The organism is Streptomyces sp. SID12488, assembly GCF_010548275.1.
Lineage (GTDB): Bacteria > Actinomycetota > Actinomycetes > Streptomycetales > Streptomycetaceae > Streptomyces.
Genome location: NZ_JAAGLT010000006.1, coordinates 198,236 through 217,397, shown reverse-complemented (window position 1 = coordinate 217,397; position 19,162 = coordinate 198,236). Strand labels below are relative to the sequence as shown.

Here is a 19,162-nt window from a genome sequence, read left to right as displayed (position 1 = left end):
AGCGTAGTGATGTCGGCGGGGAGAGCTTTGTGACCGGCTCAGGGGACCCGAGTGGCCATGATCAGCTCATACAGGTAGCGCTTGGTGATCCGGCCGTCGTACCGCGTCTCGATCAGGTCCCGGATGCCGGTGAGCAGGCCGTGGCGCGAGGGTGCGTCCAGCGCGCGGTGGTTGGAGTAGGTGAGCAGGACGTCGATGTACTCGTCGACGGAGTACGCGATGTCCTGGGCATGGCGCCGGACCGTGACCCCGTCGAAGTGCTCGGACCGGTCCAACTCCCCGGTGTCCGTCGACGTGTCGGCCTCGTCGACGTGCCGCAGTCTGGGCGGCGTGGCCGGGTCCCACTGCTCGTAGCACCGTTGTACGCGTTCGAAGAAGTCGACGGTACCGCCCTTGACATGGTGCGTGGTGACGAGCGCGAGCAGCCCGCCCGGCCGGAGTGCCTGAGCGATCCTGGGCAGCCGTACCGCCGGGTCGAGCCAGTGGAACGCGGTCGCGCAGGCGGCCAGATCGAACGGTTCGGGCGGCAGCGGCCAGTGCTCGAAGTCGGCGACCGTCACCTCCGCCGACGGAAACGCCCGCAGGTTGTGCCGGGTCACGGCCGCGAGGGACGGGCCCAGCTCGACGGCCGTGAGCCGGCATCCCGTTGCGGCCAGCGGGACGCTGAGCTGGCCCGTACCCGGGGCGATCTCCAGGACGCGGCTGCCCGGGCCGAGGCCGGCCGCGCGGGCCAGGTCGTCCACCAGGGCCCGGGGATAGCGGGGGCGGGCCCGGTCGTACAGTTCCGCCGCCTCGTCGAATGTGTCACGCAGCATGTTCGCCCCTCGAACTGTTCACTCTGTTCTGCCTGCTGTGGTGATTCCACCCAGGGCAGAATGCCGACCCCTTCCCTCCGAAGCGACGGCTTTTAGGCTGAGGGGGTGAGCAATCAAGCGCCCAACGAGGCCCGCGTGATCCCGCTGCGTCCCAGGACCGCGCCCGCACCGGCTCCCGCCGTCCCGGTGACCCCGGAGCGGCCCGCGCCCAGGGAACCGCTCTTCCGCGACCTGGTCGGCGACGTCCTGCGCCGCGAACGGCTCGCCCAGGAACGCACCCTCAAGGATGTGGCGGACTCGGCCAGGATCTCCATGCCGTACCTGTCCGAGCTGGAGCGGGGCCGCAAGGAAGCCTCCTCGGAGGTCCTCGCGGCAGCCGCCGGGGCACTCGGCCTGGGCCTGGGAGACCTGCTGTCCCTGGCTCAGAGCGAGCTGACGCGGCACGCCCGAAGCCGTACCCGCGCGCGTACGACGACCTCCGCGCCGTACAACGGGCTCTGCCTGGTCGCCTAGCAGGCCGGATCCGGGCCTGTCACACGCCGGTGAGGCGTCGGCTCACCACCTCGTCGGCCAGGCCGTACGCCACCGCCTCCGCGGCGGTGAACACCTTGTCGCGGTCCATGTCCGCGCGCAGTGTCGTCACGTCGTGGTGCGTGTGGCGGGAGAGCACCTCCTCGACCTGCGCGCGGATGCGGACCATCTCCCTGGCCTGGACGGCCAGGTCCGAGACCATGCCCCGGTGACCGCTGCTCGCCGGCTGGCCCAGCAGCACCCGCGCGTGTTCGAGGACGAACCGGCGCCCGGGATCACCCCCGGCCAGCAGCACCGCCGCCGTCGAGGCCGCCTGGCCGACGCAGAACGTCGAGATCGGCGCCTGTACGTAGGTCATGGTGTCGTAGATCGCCATGAGCGAAGTGAACGAGCCGCCGGGCGAGTTGATGTAGATCGCGATCTCCTGCTCCGGTGACGACGACTCCAGATGCAGGAGTTGCGCGATCACGACGTTGGCCACCCCGTCGTCGATCTCGGTGCCGAGGAAGATGATCCGCTCGGACAGCAGCCGGCTGAACACGTCGTACGACCGCTCGCCCTGCGGGGTGCGCTCGACGACGTTCGGAATCGTGTAAGTCCCCATGTCAGAGCCCCATCCGTCGTCGTGAGGCGGCGGGGCGTACGTCGGCCAGCGAGCCGACGACCTGGTCAACCATGCCGTACTCCTTGGCCTGTTCAGCCGTGAACCAGCGGTCGCGGTCGCCGTCCCGCGAGATGGTTTCCTCGCTCTGACCGGTGTGCTGGGCGGTGATCCGCTCGACGGTCCGCTTCGTGAACTCCAGGTTCTCCGCCTGGATCTCGATGTCGGAGGTGGTGCCGCCGATGCCGGCCGAGGGCTGGTGCATCATGATCCGCGCGTTCGGCAGCGCGTACCGCTTGCCCGGCGTGCCCACGCTGAGCAGGAACTGGCCCATGCTGGCCGCGAATCCCATGGTGAGCGTGGACACGTCGTTCGGGATCAGCTGCATGGTGTCGTAGATGGCGAGGCCCGCCGTCACCGAGCCGCCGGGGCTGTTGATGTACAGGCTGATGTCGGTGCGCGGGTCCTCCGCGGACAGCAGGAGCAGCTGGGCGCAGATCCGGTTCGCCGACACCTCGTCGACCTGCGTACCGAGGAACACGATGCGCTGGCCGAGCAGTTGGGCGGCGAGATGGTCGTCGAACCGGGAGGGCGGGGTCTCGCCCTCCTCGGCTCGGGGCAGCAGCGCCGGCCAGGGACCGGCGGAGGTGAGCAGGGACATCGGGGCTCCTCGTCGAGTCGTCGAGTCGTCGAGTCGTTGAGTCGTGGGTGGTGGGTCGTGGATCTCGTGCGGCGGATGGCTCCGCGCTTCCCACTCTCGGTCCGACTCGACGCGGGCGGCCGGTTTCTCGGCCCGCAGCAGATTCGCTGACGGCAGAGGGCCCGGGCCGAGGAAGGCCCGGGCCGGGCTGTCATGCCGGCCGCATCTCCGCGAGGGGAGTGACGGCAACGCGGTCGATGACCGGTGCGTACGGGGATCGCTGGTCGTACTGGTTGTAGGTGTCGCCGTTGAAGTCGGGCAGTTCCTCGGCGGTGAAGGTGAGCCGGTTGGTGCCCTTCTTCAGGGTGAGGGGGACGGTCAGTTCCCAGAAGTTGTTGAAGTGGAAGGTCGTCGGGAACAGCACCCGGCGGGCCGGTCCGCCATTGACGGAAAGGTCGGCGTGCCGGGCGATCGGGTCGGGGTTGTAGTGCGTGGCGGGCGGCTGTTCGGCGTTGGAGTAGCGGATGGTCACGGCGTGCCTACCTGCTCTGTCGGCGACGACGTCGACGGTGAGGGCGTTGGCCCGGCCGTCGCCGATGTCGGTGACCGCCCTGCCGCCCGAGGCGAAGGTGTAGGCGTCGGTCACCTTGGCGGCGCCGGTCAGCCGGCCGTCCTCCGCCTGGTAGACCTTGGTCGTCAGGGTGCCGCTGGACCGGGTGACCCGCAGCCGGTCGAGGAGCAGCGTTCGTGAGACACCGGTGACGGTGATCTTGTTGATGCCGCCGGACAGGAACACCCGCACCCGGTCGCTGCCCTTCCTGTCACCCCCGGCCTTGGGTACGTCGAGTTTCTCGCCGTTGAGGGAGAGACTGGCCCGGCCGCCGCCCAAGTGGTCGACGTACACGGTTGATTCGCCGTCGGCGGGGGAGTGGACCCAGAAGGTCGCGGAGTCACCCTTGGCCAGCGGCACCGCGCCGGGACCCGAGGCGCCGGGGCGGGTGTAGACGGGCCGCGTCCCGGCGAGGGTGGCGTACTCGGCCTCGTAGACCGCCGGTGCCGTCACGTGCGCGTCCCTCAGTGACAGGTCGACCTTGTCGATGATGGCGTCGCCCTTGGTGACACCCAGGTCGGGGTCCTTGGCGGCCAGTGTGATGCGGTGCTTTCCGGCGGTGAGCTTCACCGTGGTGTCGGTGTGGCCCCAGACCACCCACTTGTAACCGAGCGGCAGGCTGAGTTCCTGCGGATCGGCGCCGTCGACACGCAGAAAGACGTTGGTGGGGCCCTGCTCCTTCACCAGGTCGTACAGGTTGTAGGAGTTGGCGAACACGCTCAGGTCGTACGTGCCGTCCTGCGGGACGTCCACGTCGAAGCCGAGGACCCCGTCCGAACCGGTGCGCAGGCCGCCGACGTTGTAGGTCCCCGAGGTGGCGAACCCGCCGACGTTGGAGGGCGTGCCCTCGGGGCCGTTCTTCGAGTAACCGCCGCCCGTGTAGGTGGCGTTCTCCGCCTCGTACGTCCTGCGCCAGCTCACCGAGGGCTCGGCCGGCAACGCGCCGTGGCCGCCGGGGGAGAGGATGATCTGGTAGGCGGACATCTCGTTCATGCCCGTCATGGGCAGGGTGACGGCGCCGTCCGCACCGACCGCCAGCTCCCGGTCGGCCAGTCGCAGAGGCTGGGCCGAGTCGCCGACCTGCCCGGTCCAGGGGATCTCCTGCACGGTGGCGTGCACGGCCTTGCCGAACAGCGCGGGGTCGATGTTCCGGAAGACGACGTCCGCGTCACCGCCCTTGCCGCCGAAGATCGCCCGGGACTGCTTCTTGTCCTCGTCGAGGGTGGCGACGCCCTGGAGGGTGTACTGCTGGTTGGGACGCGGGGCGGTCACCTCGACCGTGTGACCGGACATCTGCCCGTAGGCGTTGAACAGCCACCACTGGCCGTTGCCCTTGTTGGCCTCCACCGCCGAGTCGTTGAGGTTGCCGTCGATGTTCCAGTACGCGAGGTCCGCGTCGATCTTCGACTCCTCGATCGCGGAGACCCACTGCACGACCTGACCGGGCACGGAGAGGTGGTAGTTGTGGCCGTACTCGTTCACGTTGACCGGCAGCGGGCCGACCCCGACGTCCTTCTCCATCTGCCGGTACTTCGCCACGTTGGTGCGGACCGCGGCGGGCGACGACAGCTCGTGCCAGGTCATCACGTCCGGCACGACGTCATTGGCCTTGGCGTACTGCAGGAAACCCCTGACCTGGTCGTAGAGGACGCTGGTGTTGGGGCCCGCGATACGGGCGTCCGGGTCGAGGCCCTTGATGAGGTGGTAGACCTCCTTCCAGGCCGAGAAGTAGTACTGCGGGTCGTTCAGCCAGGAGACCTTGTTGTAGCTCCACTCGCCGGTGCCGAACATGTTCCCTTCGGGCTCGTTGAAGGGGACGTAGACGACATGGTCCTTGTACGTGTTGTCCAGGGTCAGGACCTGCTGGACCTGCTTCCTGATCTTCTCCTTGAAGTCGGCGAGCCGCGCCGGACCGTCCGAACCCGGCCACTGGTAGGGGAAACCGCGGTAGATGTCGGTCATGTAGACGTAGACGTCCTTGCCGCCCGAGTCCACGAACGGCGGCAGCATCTCCAGGGCGTCCGCGCCCGGGTGCTGGGGCCCGTCCTGCGCCTTCGTCGACACCGTACGGACGTGCATGCCCTCCAGGATGTTGCGGCTGGGCACGCCGTCGCCGTAGACGCCGTAGAGCGAGCCGGAGGCGCCGCCGTGGAAGGCGCCGGTGTCGGTGCCGAGATCGATGGTGAGCTGTTCGGGTTCCGCCGCGCGGGCCGTGCCGCCGGTGGCGGGTACGGCGAGCAGGGCGGCGAGGGCGGTGACGGCGGTGGCGCCGGCTGTGGTTCTGCTGCGGGTGCGTCGCACTGAGGCTCCGTGAGGTGATCCGTCAGGGAAGTGTCGAACCGGTTCGAAGAATGCGTGCCGGAAGCTAGCACCGCCCCAAAGCGGTGAGCAATAGGGTGAGCAATACCCTCAACGCGGATAGGGCGACATGGGTGCGTAGTCTGTGCCGGCCATTGACATCGGCCGGCTCCGCTCCTAACTTGCCTGCACGCGAACCGGTTCGACGAAGGAGTGGCGTGAACATCGGTGAGATCGCGAAGCGGGCCGGTGTCTCGCGGAGCACCGTGTCCTACGCGCTGAGCGGCAAACGCTCCGTGTCGGAGGAGACCAGGCGCAGGATCCAGCAGGTGATCGACGAGCTGGGCTACCGGCCCAACGCGAGTGCGCGCGCCCTGGCCAACGGCCGGACCAGCACCATCGGTCTGGTCTTCCCGCCGGCCGGGAACCACTACACCGGCATGCAGCTCGACTTCATCGGCAGCGTGGTGGAGGCCGCGGCGACGTACGACTACGACGTGCTGCTCTCCCCGAGCGGTGTGGACAGCGACCGCTCGTTCCAGCGGCTGCTGGGCGAGCGGCGGGTCGACGGCGCGATCCTCATGGAGATCAGGCTCCAGGACGACCGGGTCGACCACCTGGGCGAGGAGAACTTCCCCGCCGTCTGCATCGGCCGCACGGCACGCTCGGACCGGGACTGGTGGGTCGGTCTCGACCACACCGCACTGGCTGCGGCCTGCGTCAACCATCTCGCCGACCTGGGACACCGCCGGATCGCCTTCGTCAACCGGCCCGAGCACCTGCTGCGGGCAGGCTACGAGTCGGCGCACCGTGGCCTCGACGGGTTCACCAAGGCCGCCGCCGAGCGCGGGCTCACCGTACGGACGTACTGCTGCGGCGACGACGCTCCCGCCGGGCAGGAGTGCCTGGAGCGAATTCTCCGCGAGGACCCGGACACCACGGCGCTGGTCACCCTGAACGAGGCCGCGCTCGGCGGCCTCTATCGCGGCCTGGCCGTGGCGGGACGCCATGTGCCGCGCGACTTCTCCGTCACCGGGGTCGTGGCGGGCCGCTGGGCGGAGACCGTGACCCCGCAGCTGACCGCGGCGGACGTACCGGCCGAGCAGTTGGGCCGGCTCGCCGTCGAACTGCTCGTCGAGCGGCTCGACCACCCTGACGCGGTGCCACGCCACCACCTCTTCGCACCGCCCATCTCCCTGCGTGCCAGCACCGGGCCGGCGCCCACGGCCAACGGCTGACAGCTCGTCCCTCCACGCCTTGAGGGCACTCGTGCTTTGAGTCCTCCGGCGGTGAAGAGACGCGGTGACGAGGTCAGACGGTGATGGATGTGAGGGCCGCCCACAGGGAGGGCCGCCCACAGGAGGGGCGAGTGCTCGATTCGGCCGTCGGCCTGCCAGCGGTCGAGGCGCTCGCGCTGCCGGCGCCCGAGCCGGGCCACTGGGTCGGGATGTTCATGGGCGGTGTCGACGGCGACGACCGCTTCCGTCAGCGGGCGTACGGACTCGGGCAGGCCGGCCAGTTGGTGGAAGGCGAAGCTGGTCGGCAGCACCCAGCGGGTGGCGGTGACGAGCTCGGCGCTGTTGTGGATCATCGCTGTCGTGAGGCCGAACGACTCGGCGAAGCGGAGATCGCCGCCGCTCTCGCATCCGATGAGGGCAGCACGCGGCGGCGCGGGCCAGGGCCGGGCCCCCGGCTCGCCGTCCACACGCAGGGGATGCGTGCCCAGCAGGAGGTCCTTGGCCGACAACGGGTGATGGCCGCGCACCGGTTCGGCCAGGCCGGCGGTTCCCTGACCGCAGCACAGGTGGAGCGCCCCGTCCTCGCTCTGACCGCCCTCGACCGGCGCGCCGCTCACATGCCCGACGTACGGGAGTCTGCGGGCCCCCTTGCGGAGCACCGCGCTCAGCCAGTCCCGGTCCAGGTCGGTGCGGCGCAACGCCTCCGCGGGGGTGGCGACGGACGGCACGACGGCGCCCGCGTCGAGGCGCCGCTGCACGAAGGACAGCAGCTCCGGGTCCGATCCGGGCGGTCCCAGGACGGAGCCGAGCGGAGAGTCGGCCCGGAAACCGGGGATCCGGGGATCGAGCGCGTACCCGCCCCGGCGACCAGGTACTGCTGATCGCCGACCCCGCCCGCCCCGGTGCGTACCTCTACGCCGGGGACGGCGTCAACCCGTGACCTCGACATCGTCGTACGGAGAAAAACAAGAAGAATCCGAGCGGCGATGTCGAGAACCCGTGCCTGGCTCCGTCCCCGTGGTGAAGGCGACCACAATGGGTCGTTCCAGCACCGAGGAGAACCACGATGGCCAAGTACCTGCTGCTCAAGCACTACCGCGGTGCCCCGGCTCCGGTCAACTGCGTCCCCATGGACCAGTGGACGCCGCAGGAGATCTCGGACCACATGCAGTACATGACCGACTTCGCCGCCCGGCTCGAGAAGACCGGCGAGTTCGTCGACGCCCAGGGGCTCGCCCCCGAGGGAACCTTCGTCCAGTACGACGGTGAGGGCCGCCCGCCGATCACCGACGGCCCGTTCGCCGAGACCAAGGATCTCATCGCGGGCTGGATGGTGATCGACGTCGACAGCTACGAGCGCGCCGTCGAGCTGGCCGGAGAGCTGTCGGCCGCCCCCGGGGCGGGTGGGAAGCCGATCCACGAGTGGCTGGAGCTGCGCCCGATCATGGCCGCGCCGCCCACCATCACGGAGTGACCCCTGAGATGAACGAGGCACTGCTCCGGAGCCTCACGCCGAGCGTGCTCGCCGTCCTCGTCCGCCGCGGAGCCGACTTCGCGGCGGCGGAGGACGCAGTCCAGGACGCGCTGGTCGAGGCGGTCCGCGTCTGGCCGGCCGACCCGCCGCGGGACGCCAAGGGCTGGCTGGTCACCGTGGCGTGGCGCCGGTTTCTCGATGCCACCCGCGCCGACACCGCCCGCCGCCGGCGTGAGGACCGCCTCGACGAGGAACCGGCGCCCGGAACCACGCCCGCGACGGACGACACCCTCCAGCTCTACTTCCTGTGCGCCCACCCGTCACTGACACCCTCGTCCGCGGTCGCGCTCACGCTGCGTGCCGTCGGCGGGCTGACCACCCGCCAGATCGCCCAGGCCTACCTGGTGCCCGAGGCGACCATGGCCCAGCGCATCAGCCGGGCCAAGCGCACCGTCTCCGGCATACGGTTCGACCAGCCCGGCGACGTCGCCACCGTCCTGCGCGTCCTCTACCTGGTCTTCAACGAGGGCTACTCCGGCGACGTCGACCTCGCCGCCGAGGCCATCCGGCTCACCCGGCAGCTCGCCGCTCAGGTCGACCACCCCGAGGTGGCGGGGCTCCTCGCCCTCATGCTGCTCCATCACGCCCGGCGTGCGGCCCGTACCGCGCCCGACGGGAGCCTGGTGCCGCTCGCCGAGCAGGACCGCGGCCGATGGGACACCGCGTCGATCGCCGAGGGCGTCAAGATCCTGCAGGCGGCCCTCGCCCGCGACCGGCTGGGCGAGTTCCAGGCCCAGGCCGCCATCGCCGCCCTCCACGCCGATGCCCTCACCGCCGAGGAGACCGACTGGGTACAGATCGTCGAGTGGTACGACGAACTCGCACGTCTGACCGACAGTCCCGTCGTCCGCCTCAACCGCGCGGTGGCCGTCGGCGAGGCCGACGGACCGCGCGCCGGCCTGGCGGCACTCGCGGCGCTCGACAACTCTCTGCCCCGCCACACCGCGGTGGCGGCGTACCTCCACGAGCGCGACGGCGACCTGCCGACAGCGGCACGGCTCTACGCCGAAGCGGCCCGGAAGGCACCCAACCTCGCCGAACGCGACCACCTGACCCGCCAGGTCGCCCGGCTCAACGCCTGCCGGAGCCGCTGAAGGGGCATCGCCCCGCTGATGCTCGTTCCTGTCGGATCCCGTAACTGTTCGCAGGGCACTGACACCTGCATCAGTTCATTACTTCGAGTCACATCGGTGGCCGTCACCGCTGGACGTTCCGCATGAGATCACCGATCGAGGTGACTCCGCGGTGCTCTCGGGTACCCGTCAGCCCCACCCCCTACCGGCGAACGTGGGGACGAGCCAGAAGGAGCCCATGATCATGACGGACGTGTCCAGCACCGGCCCAGCTCACGGTGACGACCGGAAGGCGCTCACCAATCGGCAGGGCCACCCGGTCCACGACAACCAGAACCAGCGCACGGTCGGCGCCCGGGGCCCCGCCACCCTGGAGAACTACCAGTTCCTGGAGAAGATCAGCCACTTCGACCGGGAGCGCATCCCGGAGCGTGTCGTGCACGCGCGCGGCGTCCTGGCGTACGGCTATTTCGAGGCCTACGGCAGCTGGGGCGACGAGCCGATCAACCGGTACACGCGCGCCAAGCTCTTCCAGGAGCCGGGCAGGCGCACCGATCTGGCCGTCCGCTTCTCCACCGTGATCGGGGGCCGGGACTCCTCCGAGGCCGCACGTGACCCCCGGGGTTTCGCGGTGAAGTTCTACACGGAGGACGGCAACTGGGACCTGGTCGGCAACAACCTGGGCGTCTTCTTCATCCGTGACGCGATCAAGTTCCCGGACGTCATCCACGCCCTCAAGCCCGACCCGGTGACCTTCGAGCAACAGCCGCGGCGCATCTTCGACTTCATGTCGCAGACGCCCGAGGCGATGCACATGCTGGTCAACCTGTTCAGCCCGCGCGGTATCCCGGCGGACTACCGCCACATGCAGGGCTTCGGCGTCAACACCTACAAGTGGGTCAACGACGAGGGCCGCACCGTGCTGGTGAAGTACCACTGGCTGCCCAAGCAGGGCGTGCGCAGCATGACCGAGGAGGACGCCGCGAACGTCCAGGCCGAGACGCTCGGCCATGCGACCAAGGACCTCTACGAGGCGGTGGCCCGCGGCGACTTCCCGGAGTGGGAACTCGCCGTACAGATGATGGACGATGACGATCACCCGGAGCTGGACTTCGACCCGCTCGACGACACCAAGACATGGCCGGAGCAGGAGTTCCCGCCCCGGCCGGTCGGCCGGATGGTGCTCGACCGCATGCCTGAGAACTTCTTCGCGGAGAACGAGCAGATCTCCTTCGGAACCGGTGTGCTCGTCGACGGCCTGGACTTCTCCGACGACAAGATGCTGGTCGGCCGCACCTTCTCCTACAGCGACACCCAGCGCTACCGGGTAGGACCCAACTACCTCCAACTGCCCGTCAACCAGGCCAAGAACGCCGAGGTGCACACCAACCAGCGCGACGGTCAGATGGCCTACCACCAGGACGGCGGAGGCGAGAACCCGAGTGTCAACTACGAGCCGTCGATCACCGGCGGGCTGCGCGAGGCACAGCACCCCACGCACGACGAACAGGGCCCCGAGATCCACGGCAGGCTGACACGCAAGCGCATCCCCCGCACCAACGACTACCTGCAGGCCGGTCAGCGGTATCTGCTGATGGAGGAGTGGGAGCGCGACGACCTGGTCAGGAATCTCACCGCAGCACTCACGCAGTGCGACCGGTCGGTACAGGAACGCATGGTGTGGCACTTCCTGCTCGCCGAGAACGACCTCGGCCGCCGGATCGGCGAGGGTCTGGGCATCAGCGGGAAAGACGTGGCGGACCTGGAGCCACTGGCGGGCCAGGACCTGACCGACGAGGACCGCAGGCGGCTCGCCACCCTGGGCGAGAATCCGCCGCGTGACGTCGAGGGCCTCACCATGACGCACTGCGTACCCGACGAACGGCACGTCGTGACCCGGTAGGTCCCGGGGGAGTCGGTCGCGCTCGCAGCGATGGAGCAGACGGTGTCGGACAACTTCTGGACACCTGCCCGGAGTTGTCCGACACCGCCGGGGTTGCGTGCTGGTCCCGGGGTACCCGGCACGCAACGGCGCCCACCGGGGCACCCCGAGAGAAGGTCCGGGCTCATATGACCACGCACGCGCGTACTTCGAGCACTTCCCGATCTCCCGTACAACAGGCCTCACTGCTGGTGGGCGTGGTGTTCCTGCTGGTGGGGATCCTCGGATTCGTCCCAGGGATCACCACGGACTACGACACGATGAAGTTCGCCTCGCACGAATCCGGCGCCCAACTGCTCGGGATCTTCCAGGTCTCCGTCCTGCACAACCTCGTCCACCTGGCCTTCGGCGTGGCGGGGGTGGCCATGGCACGCACCGCTTCCGGGGCGTGCACGTACCTGCTGGCCGGCGGTGCCCTCTATCTGCTGCTCTGGCTGTACGGCCTGTTCGTCGGCCACGACAGCGCGGCCAACTTCGTGCCGCTGAACACGGCCGACAACAGGCTCCACTTCGTCCTCGCCCTCGGCATGATCGCCCTGGGCGCGCTGTTCACCCGCGCCCGCTCCACAGCCGGTGAAAGCTGACCGCCATGGATTCCAGGATGACAGGTCCCCGCTGGGTGCGGTGATCAACAATGGGCTGGGCCGAGCTCCTGCTCGCCCCGTCCGCCTCGCCCGATCTGTACGAGATGCGGTCGTGCGCTCATCTGCGAGGATGGCAGGCCGAAGGTCCAAATTTGAGCTTATCCGTCGGCGTCCGGGGAACCCGGTGCTTGTCACAGCCGTCGCGTCCTCAAGGAGTGACCGTGAGTATGCGCATCGGAGTGGAAGAAGAGTTCCACGTTCTGGAGGTGGAGAGCGGCCTGCTCGTGCCACGTGCCGATCAGGTCCTGCGACGGCTTCCCCAGCAGACCTTCACCAGTGAGCTGCACCGCTCCATCGTGGAGTCGAACAGCGGAGTGCACGCGTCGCTGCACGACCTGTACACCGACCTCGCCAGGACGCGACGGCGGCTCGACGAGGCCGCCACCTCGCTGGGCCTCGCCGCGGTGGCCGCGGGCACCGCGCCCCTCGCCCCACCCTCCACCGGGCGGCCCACCGCGGACGCCCGCTATCACCACATGGTCGAGGAATACCGTCAGGTCGCCGACGAGCAGCTCATCTGCGGCGCCCAGGTCCACGTGGACATCCCCGACCGCGACACGGCGGTACGGGTGATGTGCGAGGTCTCGCCCTGGCTGCCCGTGCTCCTGGCGCTGTCCGCCAGCTCACCGTTCTGGCAGGGCTCCGACACCGGCTACGCCAGCTGGCGCACGATGCTCTGGCAGCGCTGGCCCACCGCCGGCCCGATCGGCTGCTTCCCGAGCGCGGCCGAGTACGACGCCTCGGTACGTGACCTGGTCCGGGCCGGGATCATCACCGACGCCGGGATGATCTATTACGACATACGCCCCTCCGACCATCTGTCGACCCTGGAACTGCGGATCTGCGACGCCTGCCCTCGTACGGAGACTGTCGTCCTCATCGCCGGACTGTTCCGCGCACTGGTGACCGAGGCCCTCGAACGGCTGGGGCAGGACGACGCGCCGCCCTGTCAGGGCCGACACGAGTGGCTGCGCGGCGCCGCCTGGCGGGCCGCCCGATCCGGTCTCGAGGGCACCCTCGTGGACCCCGGGACGCTCAAGGAAGCGCCCGCGCCGCAGGTCGTGCGCAAACTGCTCGCCCGACTGCGCCCCGCGCTCGAGTCCCACGGCGACTGGAGCAGCGTCAGGGTGCTGGCGGACGAGGCCCTCGCCGAGGGCAGCGCGGCCGAGCGCATCCGCCGTACGGCGAGGGAAGAGGATCTGCTGGCCTGCGTCGACCTGTTGATCGCCGAGACGCGCGGCGAACGCAGAAACCACAGATCGACCTCGCTCGGCCCCGTCGGCCTGCCGTACTCCGGCGCGGACGCGGCAGGCCCGCCGTTCGGCTCCGGCGCGCAGGAGGCCATCGGCCGCTGACGTGGCGGAGAACGTCATGAAGCCGGCCGGCCTGGCCCGGGGGTGTATCCGCCGTCGTGAAGGAGGTAGGCCATGTGCGGCCTGACTGGGGAGATCCGCTTCGACGGCCGGCGACCCGACCTCGCCGCCGTCGAGCGTATGAGCGACCGGCTTGCCGCCCGTGGCCCCGACGGCCAGGGAACGTGGACGCGGGGCGCGGTCGCGCTGGGGCATCGCCGCCTGAAGATCATCGACCTGTCGGAACTCGGAGCACAGCCGATGACCGATGCCCGGGGCGGGATCACCGGTGTCTTCAACGGCTGCGTCTACAACTACCAGGAGCTGCGCGAGGAGCTCCAGGCCCTGGGCCACCGCTTCGAGTCGACGTCGGACACCGAGGTGGTGCTGAAGGGCTACCAGCAGTGGGGAACCGCCTGCGTCGAGCGCTTCTACGGCATGTTCGCCTTCGCTCTCGTCGAACACCGCACCGGCCGGGTGGTGCTGGGCCGCGACCGGCTCGGGATCAAGCCGCTGTACCTGGCGCGGACGCCGGGCCGGCTGCGGTTCGCCTCCACGCTGCCGGCCCTGCTCGCCGCCGGGGACGTCGACACCTCCCTCGATCCGGTGGCTCTCCACCAGTACCTGAGCTGGCACGCCACGGTGCCGGCGCCGCGCACCGTTCTCAACGGCGTCCGCAAGCTCCCGCCGGCCACCGTGCGTGTCGTCGAACCGGACGGCACCCAGCGCGACCACTGCTACTGGCAGCCGTCCTACACCCGGCGTCCCGAGTACGCCGGCATGGCCCCGGCTGAATGGCGCGACGCGGTGCTGGAGGCGCTGCGTACCGGCGTACGCCGTCGGATGGTGTCCGACGTGCCGGTGGGTGTCCTGCTCTCCGGCGGACTGGACTCCAGCCTGGTCGTCGCGTTGCTGGCCGACGAGGGCCAGCGCGACCTGCGGACGTTCAGCGTCGGGTTCGAGGCGGAAGGGGGAGAGGCGGGGGACGAGTTCGCGTACTCGGACCGGGTCGCCCGGGAGTTCCGCACCGACCACCACCGGCTGATGATCCCCTCCGGCCGGGTGTCGGCGGCCCTGGACGGAGCCGTCGCGGCGATGAGCGAGCCGATGACCAGCCACGACGCGGTCGCCTTCTACCTCCTGTCCGAGCAGGTGGCGAAGGAGGTGAAGGTCGTACAGAGCGGCCAGGGCGCGGACGAGGTGTTCGCCGGCTACCACTGGTACCCGGAGCTGGCGGAGGTCACCCGTGAGGAGGAGCCGGACCGGTACGCCGAGACGTACTTCGACCGCCCGCACGCCGACCTCAGCCGCATCCTCCAGCCCCAGATGCTCCCCGACGACGACGTCGCAGGCCGCTTCGTCAGGGACCACATGGCCGTGCCCGGGGCGGAGACGGCCCTGGACGCGGCCCTCCGGCTGGACACCCACGTCATGCTCGTCGACGACCCCGTCAAGCGCGTCGACAACATGACCATGGCCTGGGGCCTGGAGGCACGGGTGCCGTTCCTCGACCACGAACTGGTGGAACTGGCCGCGGCCTGCCCGCCGGAGCTCAAACTGGCCGACGGCGGCAAGGGCGTACTGAAGGAGGCCGGCCGGAAGCTCCTGCCCCGGGAGATCGTCGACCGCCCCAAGGGCTACTTCCCCGTCCCGGCCATCAAGCACATGGCGGGCCCCGTCCTGGACCGGGTGCGTGAGGCACTCGACGCACCCGAGGCGAAGAAGCGCGGCGTGTTCCAGGAGTCGTACGTGGCGGAACTCCTGGCGGCGCCCGACGAGCACCGGACCAAGCGCGGGGCCAACGCCCTGTGGCAGGTGGCGCTGCTGGAGACATGGCTGCAGACGCACGGAATCAAGTGACCCACGAGGCGGGCACTCCGGCGCCGGAGGCAGCGGCGACCGCCCGGCCGTCGGCCGCGGCCCACCCCGGGGCGCCCGGCCTCGCGGCACTGGCTCCCCTGCTGTCGGACGCCCGGCCGGCGGGCGTGCAGGAGCCCGACTGCGCCGCCGCTCCCGTCCCGGTGCCGTTGCCCGGGGCGGGGGGCCCGCGGGACGCCGTGACGCGGCTGCACGCGCACGGCTGTTGGTATCCCTCCGCCTCCGCCGACGGCACCGAGGCGGCCTTCATCTGTGACCGGGGCGGTGTCCCGCAGTTGTGGGCCGGGCCGGTGGACGGTTCCGAGGTGCGGCTGCTCGACTCCTCCCCGGACCCCGTCAAGGAGGTGTCCTGGTCACCGGACGGCCGCTGGATCGCGTACACCACCGCGCCCGGCGGCGGCGAGCACACACGGGTGCTGTGCGTACGGCCCGACGGCACCGGACGCCGCATCCTGGCCGGAGCCGACCCGGGAAGCTCCGCCTACCTGGGGTGCTGGACGCACGACGGGTCGGCCGTCGCCGTCACCGCGACCGCCCACGCGCACCTGGATCCCGTCGGTGCCCCGCTCCCGACCGACTGGGCCGACCGGGACGGCCGCGCGACGCTGCTGGGCGGGGCCCGGTACGACTCCGGGCAGCGGACGGCACCGGCGCCGGTCGACCTCAGGGCACCGGAGGCGCCGGCTGTCCGGCCCGGCGGCGGGCTGTCGGCGTATCTGATCGACCCCGACGGTCTGGCGTCACCGGTGCTTCTCGCCACGGAGACGCATGCCGCCACCCTGCGCGTGTGCGACCTCAGCCGCGACGGAACGCTCGCGTTGCTGCGCCGGGGGCCGCGTGGGCGGCGCGAGGCGGTCGTACAGCGCACGGTCGACTCGGTGACGACGTGCACGATGCCGGTCGCCGACGGGGATCCGTGGATCGGCCGGTTCTCCCCGGACGGGCTGACGCTCTGGCTGCGCAGCGACGCCGACCGGGAGTACGCGGCGCTGTTCGCGGTCACTCTCGACGCCGACGGCGGGCCACGCGAGAGGACGGTCGTGCTCCAGCGCGACGACCAGGAACTGGAACTGCTGGCGATGGCCCACGACGGTCGCACGGCCGCGCTGGTGTGGAACGCGCAGGGCGCCGGGGAGCTCGAACTCGTCGAGACCTCCCCGGCGCACCACGCCCCGGACAGCGCGGGACCGCCGAGGCCCGTCTCCCTGCCGCACGAGGTCGTCACACGGGTGGTGGCCGCCGGCCCGGGCCGCATGCTGCTCGCGCTGTCCGGCTCGCAACGCCGCCCGGGGGTGTGGTGGGCCCACGAGGGAGTCTCCCTGCTGCGCACCCCATGGTCATCCCGCGACCAGGACGCGGTACTGCCGGGCCGCCCACCCGTGCGCCCCGTGCCCCTGCGCCTCGCGGCACGGGACGGGCTGCCCCTGAGCGGCTGGTACTACAGGGCGCCGGGACGAGCCCCTGGAGATCCGGCCCCCTGCGTGATCCATCTGCACGGCGGCCCCGAGGAACAGGAACGCCCCGTCTTCAACCCGCTCTACCACGAGCTGCTCGGACGAGGCCTGGACGTCTTCGCCCCCGACGTCCGCGGCTCCTCGGGACACGGCAGGTCCTTCGTCGACGCCGACCTGGGCACCGGCCGCTTCGCCGCGATGGACGACGTCGCGGACTGCATCGCCCACGCGGTGACGGCGGGCCCCGCCGACCCGACCCGGCTGGCGGTCATGGGGCGCTCGTACGGCGGCTATCTGACGTTCGCCTCCCTCGTGCGGCATCCGGAACTCTTCCGCACCGGGGTCGCCGTCTGCGGTATGTCCGACCTCCTGACCTTCTTCGCCGGTACGGAGCCATGGATCGCGGAGTCTGCCATGTACAAGTACGGCCATCCGGAGCACGATCGCGCGCTGCTGCACGCCCTCTCTCCGATGAGCCGCGTCGACGCGCTGCGGGTTCCGCTGCTCGCCGTCCACGGTGAGCACGACACCAACGTGCCGCCGGGGGAGTCCGAACAGTTCGTACGGGCCGCCCGGGAACGCGGCATCCCCGCCGAACTCCTCACCCTGCGGGACGAGGGCCACGACTTCCTGCGCGTGGACAGCCGGCGGCTTTTTCGCAGGGCCGCCGCCGACTGGCTGGAACGGCACCTCAGGGGCTGACCCTGCGCGTCGAGCGCGGTGGCACCGGTCGTACCGCCCCTTGCACCAGCCCTGGTTCAGTTCGGCGTGTCACCGACCAGGGCGAGGTTCTCGATGGCCGCGAGACCGTACAGCGCGGTGGAGTTGGTGCTGATCCAGGGAGCGTCGGTGCCGGCGTTGAGCACGGTGGGGCCGTCGATCCTCGTGGTCGCCCATGAGGTGCTCGCGTCCGGATAGCCGTCGCCCACGCTGAACTTGTTTCAGGCCCGGGTGGCCGGCGCGGCCTCGCCCGTCCGGCTCGCCGCGTACGCGTCCAGCCGGGAGTGACCCTGGACCAGGCTCACCTTGAAACTCGCGCCGTAGCGTGCCTTCTGTTCGGCGGAGGTGGCGTTGAAGTAGCGGCAGTAGTCCAGCCAGGCGGCCCGGAAGCCCGGGATGTCGCTCTCGTCCGGTGCGAAGTCAGCCGGGCGGTGGCGCCGACCGCGCGGGTGGTCCATCTCAGGGTGCCGTCGGCCAGTGGGCGCTGGGCCAGGACTGGACGGGGACCGCCGTCGCGTCGGCGGCGGTGAGGGCGAAGGCCCGGTCGGCGTGGAGCGTGCCCTGGTGCCAGGCCACGCCGAATGTGGTGCCGGGGGCCTCGGCGGGGTTGCCGCCCTCCGACCAGGTGAGCTTCACCGGGTCGGCGACGAGTGCACAGGAGAGCGGGGGCGCCGCGACGGCTGCCGCTGCCGCCTTGAGGGCGTGCTGCGTGAAAGCTCAGCCACGCTGACCGCCTTCGATGCGCCACACGCGGAAGTCGGTGATGTGGAAGTGACTCCAGGTGGTGCGGAAGGCGAACCAGCCGCTGGTGTACGGGTCCTCGTCGGTGTAGTCGAAGACCAGCTCGCCGTTGTCCCAGTACTGGATGTGCTTGCCATCGGAGACCAGCCGGACGCGGTTGGGCTCGTTCGCGGTGAGCAGCGGCGAGGTGTAGTCGTAGATCAGCGGCCGGGAGCCCGCCACGCCGACGTAACGGCGAAGCCGGGTGGTGGTGTTGGAGTTCGCGCCAAGGCCCGCGTAGTACGTGGTGAGCTGGTCGTAGTCGGCAAGGGCGCCGCTGCGGGCTGTGCTGAACAGGTTCTCCGGGGATTTCGGATCCCGGGCGTTCCAGAAGGAGTTGAGGTCACTGACCCGGTCGTTGGCGCCGCCCGCCGAGACCGGGGTCGCCGTGAAGTCGATCTCGTAGCGGCCCGCGAACGGCCGCTTGAACCACACCGAGGCCCCGGCGGGCACGTCGACGTCCAGCACGCCGTGCTTCGCTGTGACGCTGCCGCCCTTCTCCAGCTCGGCCGCCCACTGGCCGGTGCCGTGCCGGAAGTCGTCGCGGGCCAGTAACTGGCGGTGGTGGTGCGGGCCTTGACCACTCGGTGCGGCGTGGGCACCGGTGGACAGGGCGGTGGTGAACGCGGCTGCGAGACTCACCACGACGGTGGCCCAGGTGTGGCGCATCAGAAGCTCCCTTTCTGTGGACGGCCAGAAGCGTATGGAATCCAGCCCTTCCAATCAGCAAATGCCACAGAAGCGAAAAGAAGCCTTCACAATCATCGTGCGGCGTCACTCGGGCGGGCAGGCCTTTGAGTACCCGTCGTCGTACGCGAACGCCGGGACCTCGCCCAAGCCCGCGATCAACCTCCGTAACGCCGTATATGCAACGGAGCGCGAACTCTTCGAAATCGCGCTGCAGCGGCCCCGACTTGGTCTCCCGCCTTCGATGCGTACGGCGTCGACGGGCGGATGCAGGACCTTCTGAGCGTCCTGGCCCGTGAGAACGACCAGAAGGGCTCATCGCAGTGGGTCGCCGTGCAGAAGGAAGTGTGATTGTTGCAGCAGCA

The 19,162-nt window shown here is 70.2% G+C and carries 16 protein-coding genes and 1 pseudogene; 10 read left to right on the top strand and 7 right to left on the bottom strand.

Translation table 11 applies throughout. The features are described 5' to 3' along the window. Nucleotides 1–38: 38 nt before the first annotated feature. Nucleotides 39–815 (bottom strand): class I SAM-dependent methyltransferase, encoded by a 777-nt coding sequence (locus tag G3I56_RS12670; protein ID WP_164409024.1) that lies wholly within the window; start codon nt 813–815, stop codon nt 39–41. 105 nt (nt 816–920) lie between these two features. Here G3I56_RS12670 and G3I56_RS12665 point away from each other — a divergent pair, with 105 nt between their 5' ends. Next, nucleotides 921–1,328, top strand: a complete 408-nt coding sequence (locus G3I56_RS12665; RefSeq protein ID WP_164409023.1) for a helix-turn-helix transcriptional regulator — start codon at nt 921–923, stop codon at nt 1,326–1,328. Between the two features lie 19 nt (nt 1,329–1,347). Here the strand turns inward: G3I56_RS12665 and G3I56_RS12660 are convergent, their stop codons facing one another. The 3 genes from G3I56_RS12660 to G3I56_RS12650 all read right to left on the bottom strand — a co-directional run bounded on the left by G3I56_RS12660 (nt 1,348) and on the right by G3I56_RS12650 (nt 5,498). Next, on the bottom strand, nt 1,348–1,950 hold the full coding sequence (locus G3I56_RS12660) for an ATP-dependent Clp protease proteolytic subunit (RefSeq protein WP_164409022.1): 603 nt from the start codon (nt 1,948–1,950) through the stop codon (nt 1,348–1,350). 1 nt (nt 1,951) lies between these two features. Further along, complete coding sequence (locus G3I56_RS12655; RefSeq protein ID WP_164409021.1) at nt 1,952–2,608, bottom strand: ATP-dependent Clp protease proteolytic subunit; 657 nt, start codon at nt 2,606–2,608, stop codon at nt 1,952–1,954. A 190-nt stretch (nt 2,609–2,798) separates the two neighbouring features. Next, nucleotides 2,799–5,498 (bottom strand): cellulosome protein, encoded by a 2,700-nt coding sequence (locus G3I56_RS12650; protein ID WP_164409020.1) that lies wholly within the window; start codon nt 5,496–5,498, stop codon nt 2,799–2,801. Nucleotides 5,499–5,713: 215 nt separating this feature from the next. On the opposite strand from G3I56_RS12650, the gene G3I56_RS12645 reads away from it, so the two are divergent. From G3I56_RS12645 to G3I56_RS12605, 9 genes are all read left to right on the top strand, one after another. Continuing rightward, on the top strand, nt 5,714–6,733 hold the full coding sequence (locus G3I56_RS12645; RefSeq protein WP_164409019.1) for a LacI family DNA-binding transcriptional regulator: 1,020 nt from the start codon (nt 5,714–5,716) through the stop codon (nt 6,731–6,733). Between the two features lie 131 nt (nt 6,734–6,864). Beyond that, nucleotides 6,865–7,614 carry a hypothetical protein gene (locus G3I56_RS12640; protein WP_164409018.1) on the top strand — a complete coding sequence of 250 codons (750 nt, stop codon included), beginning with the start codon at nt 6,865–6,867 and terminating at the stop codon, nt 7,612–7,614. Nucleotides 7,615–7,799: 185 nt separating this feature from the next. After that, nucleotides 7,800–8,207 carry a YciI family protein gene (locus G3I56_RS12635; RefSeq protein ID WP_164409017.1) on the top strand — a complete coding sequence of 136 codons (408 nt, stop codon included), beginning with the start codon at nt 7,800–7,802 and terminating at the stop codon, nt 8,205–8,207. 8 nt (nt 8,208–8,215) lie between these two features. Then, the gene (locus G3I56_RS12630; protein ID WP_164409164.1) at nt 8,216–9,361 is read left to right on the top strand and encodes a DUF6596 domain-containing protein; all 1,146 of its coding nucleotides are present in this window, start codon (nt 8,216–8,218) and stop codon (nt 9,359–9,361) included. Between the two features lie 223 nt (nt 9,362–9,584). Then, nucleotides 9,585–11,243 (top strand): catalase, encoded by a 1,659-nt coding sequence (locus G3I56_RS12625; RefSeq protein WP_164409016.1) that lies wholly within the window; start codon nt 9,585–9,587, stop codon nt 11,241–11,243. Between the two features lie 167 nt (nt 11,244–11,410). Further along, complete coding sequence (locus G3I56_RS12620) at nt 11,411–11,866, top strand: DUF4383 domain-containing protein (protein WP_164409015.1); 456 nt, start codon at nt 11,411–11,413, stop codon at nt 11,864–11,866. 227 nt (nt 11,867–12,093) lie between these two features. Next, the gene (locus tag G3I56_RS12615; RefSeq protein WP_164409163.1) at nt 12,094–13,281 is read left to right on the top strand and encodes a glutamate--cysteine ligase; all 1,188 of its coding nucleotides are present in this window, start codon (nt 12,094–12,096) and stop codon (nt 13,279–13,281) included. Between the two features lie 72 nt (nt 13,282–13,353). Continuing rightward, nucleotides 13,354–15,138: an N-acetylglutaminylglutamine amidotransferase gene (locus G3I56_RS12610; protein WP_164409014.1), complete on the top strand. Its 1,785-nt coding sequence runs from the start codon at nt 13,354–13,356 to the stop codon at nt 15,136–15,138. Beyond that, nucleotides 15,111–17,312 (top strand): alpha/beta fold hydrolase, encoded by a 2,202-nt coding sequence (locus G3I56_RS12605; RefSeq protein ID WP_164409013.1) that lies wholly within the window; start codon nt 15,111–15,113, stop codon nt 17,310–17,312. The genes G3I56_RS12610 and G3I56_RS12605 overlap by 28 nt, the downstream gene beginning before the upstream one ends. 56 nt (nt 17,313–17,368) lie before the next feature. Here the strand turns inward: G3I56_RS12605 and G3I56_RS43760 are convergent. From G3I56_RS43760 to G3I56_RS12590, 3 genes and pseudogenes are all read right to left on the bottom strand, one after another. Continuing rightward, nucleotides 17,369–17,731: pseudogene (locus G3I56_RS43760) on the bottom strand (Tat pathway signal sequence domain protein); the annotation flags it as partial. Between the two features lie 58 nt (nt 17,732–17,789). After that, nucleotides 17,790–17,966, bottom strand: coding sequence for a hypothetical protein (locus G3I56_RS12595; RefSeq protein ID WP_164409012.1), 177 nt, complete (start codon nt 17,964–17,966; stop codon nt 17,790–17,792). 81 nt (nt 17,967–18,047) lie between these two features. Beyond that, nucleotides 18,048–18,779, bottom strand: a complete 732-nt coding sequence (locus G3I56_RS12590) for a DUF6250 domain-containing protein (RefSeq protein WP_164409011.1) — start codon at nt 18,777–18,779, stop codon at nt 18,048–18,050. Between the last annotated feature and the right edge of the window lie 383 nt (nt 18,780–19,162).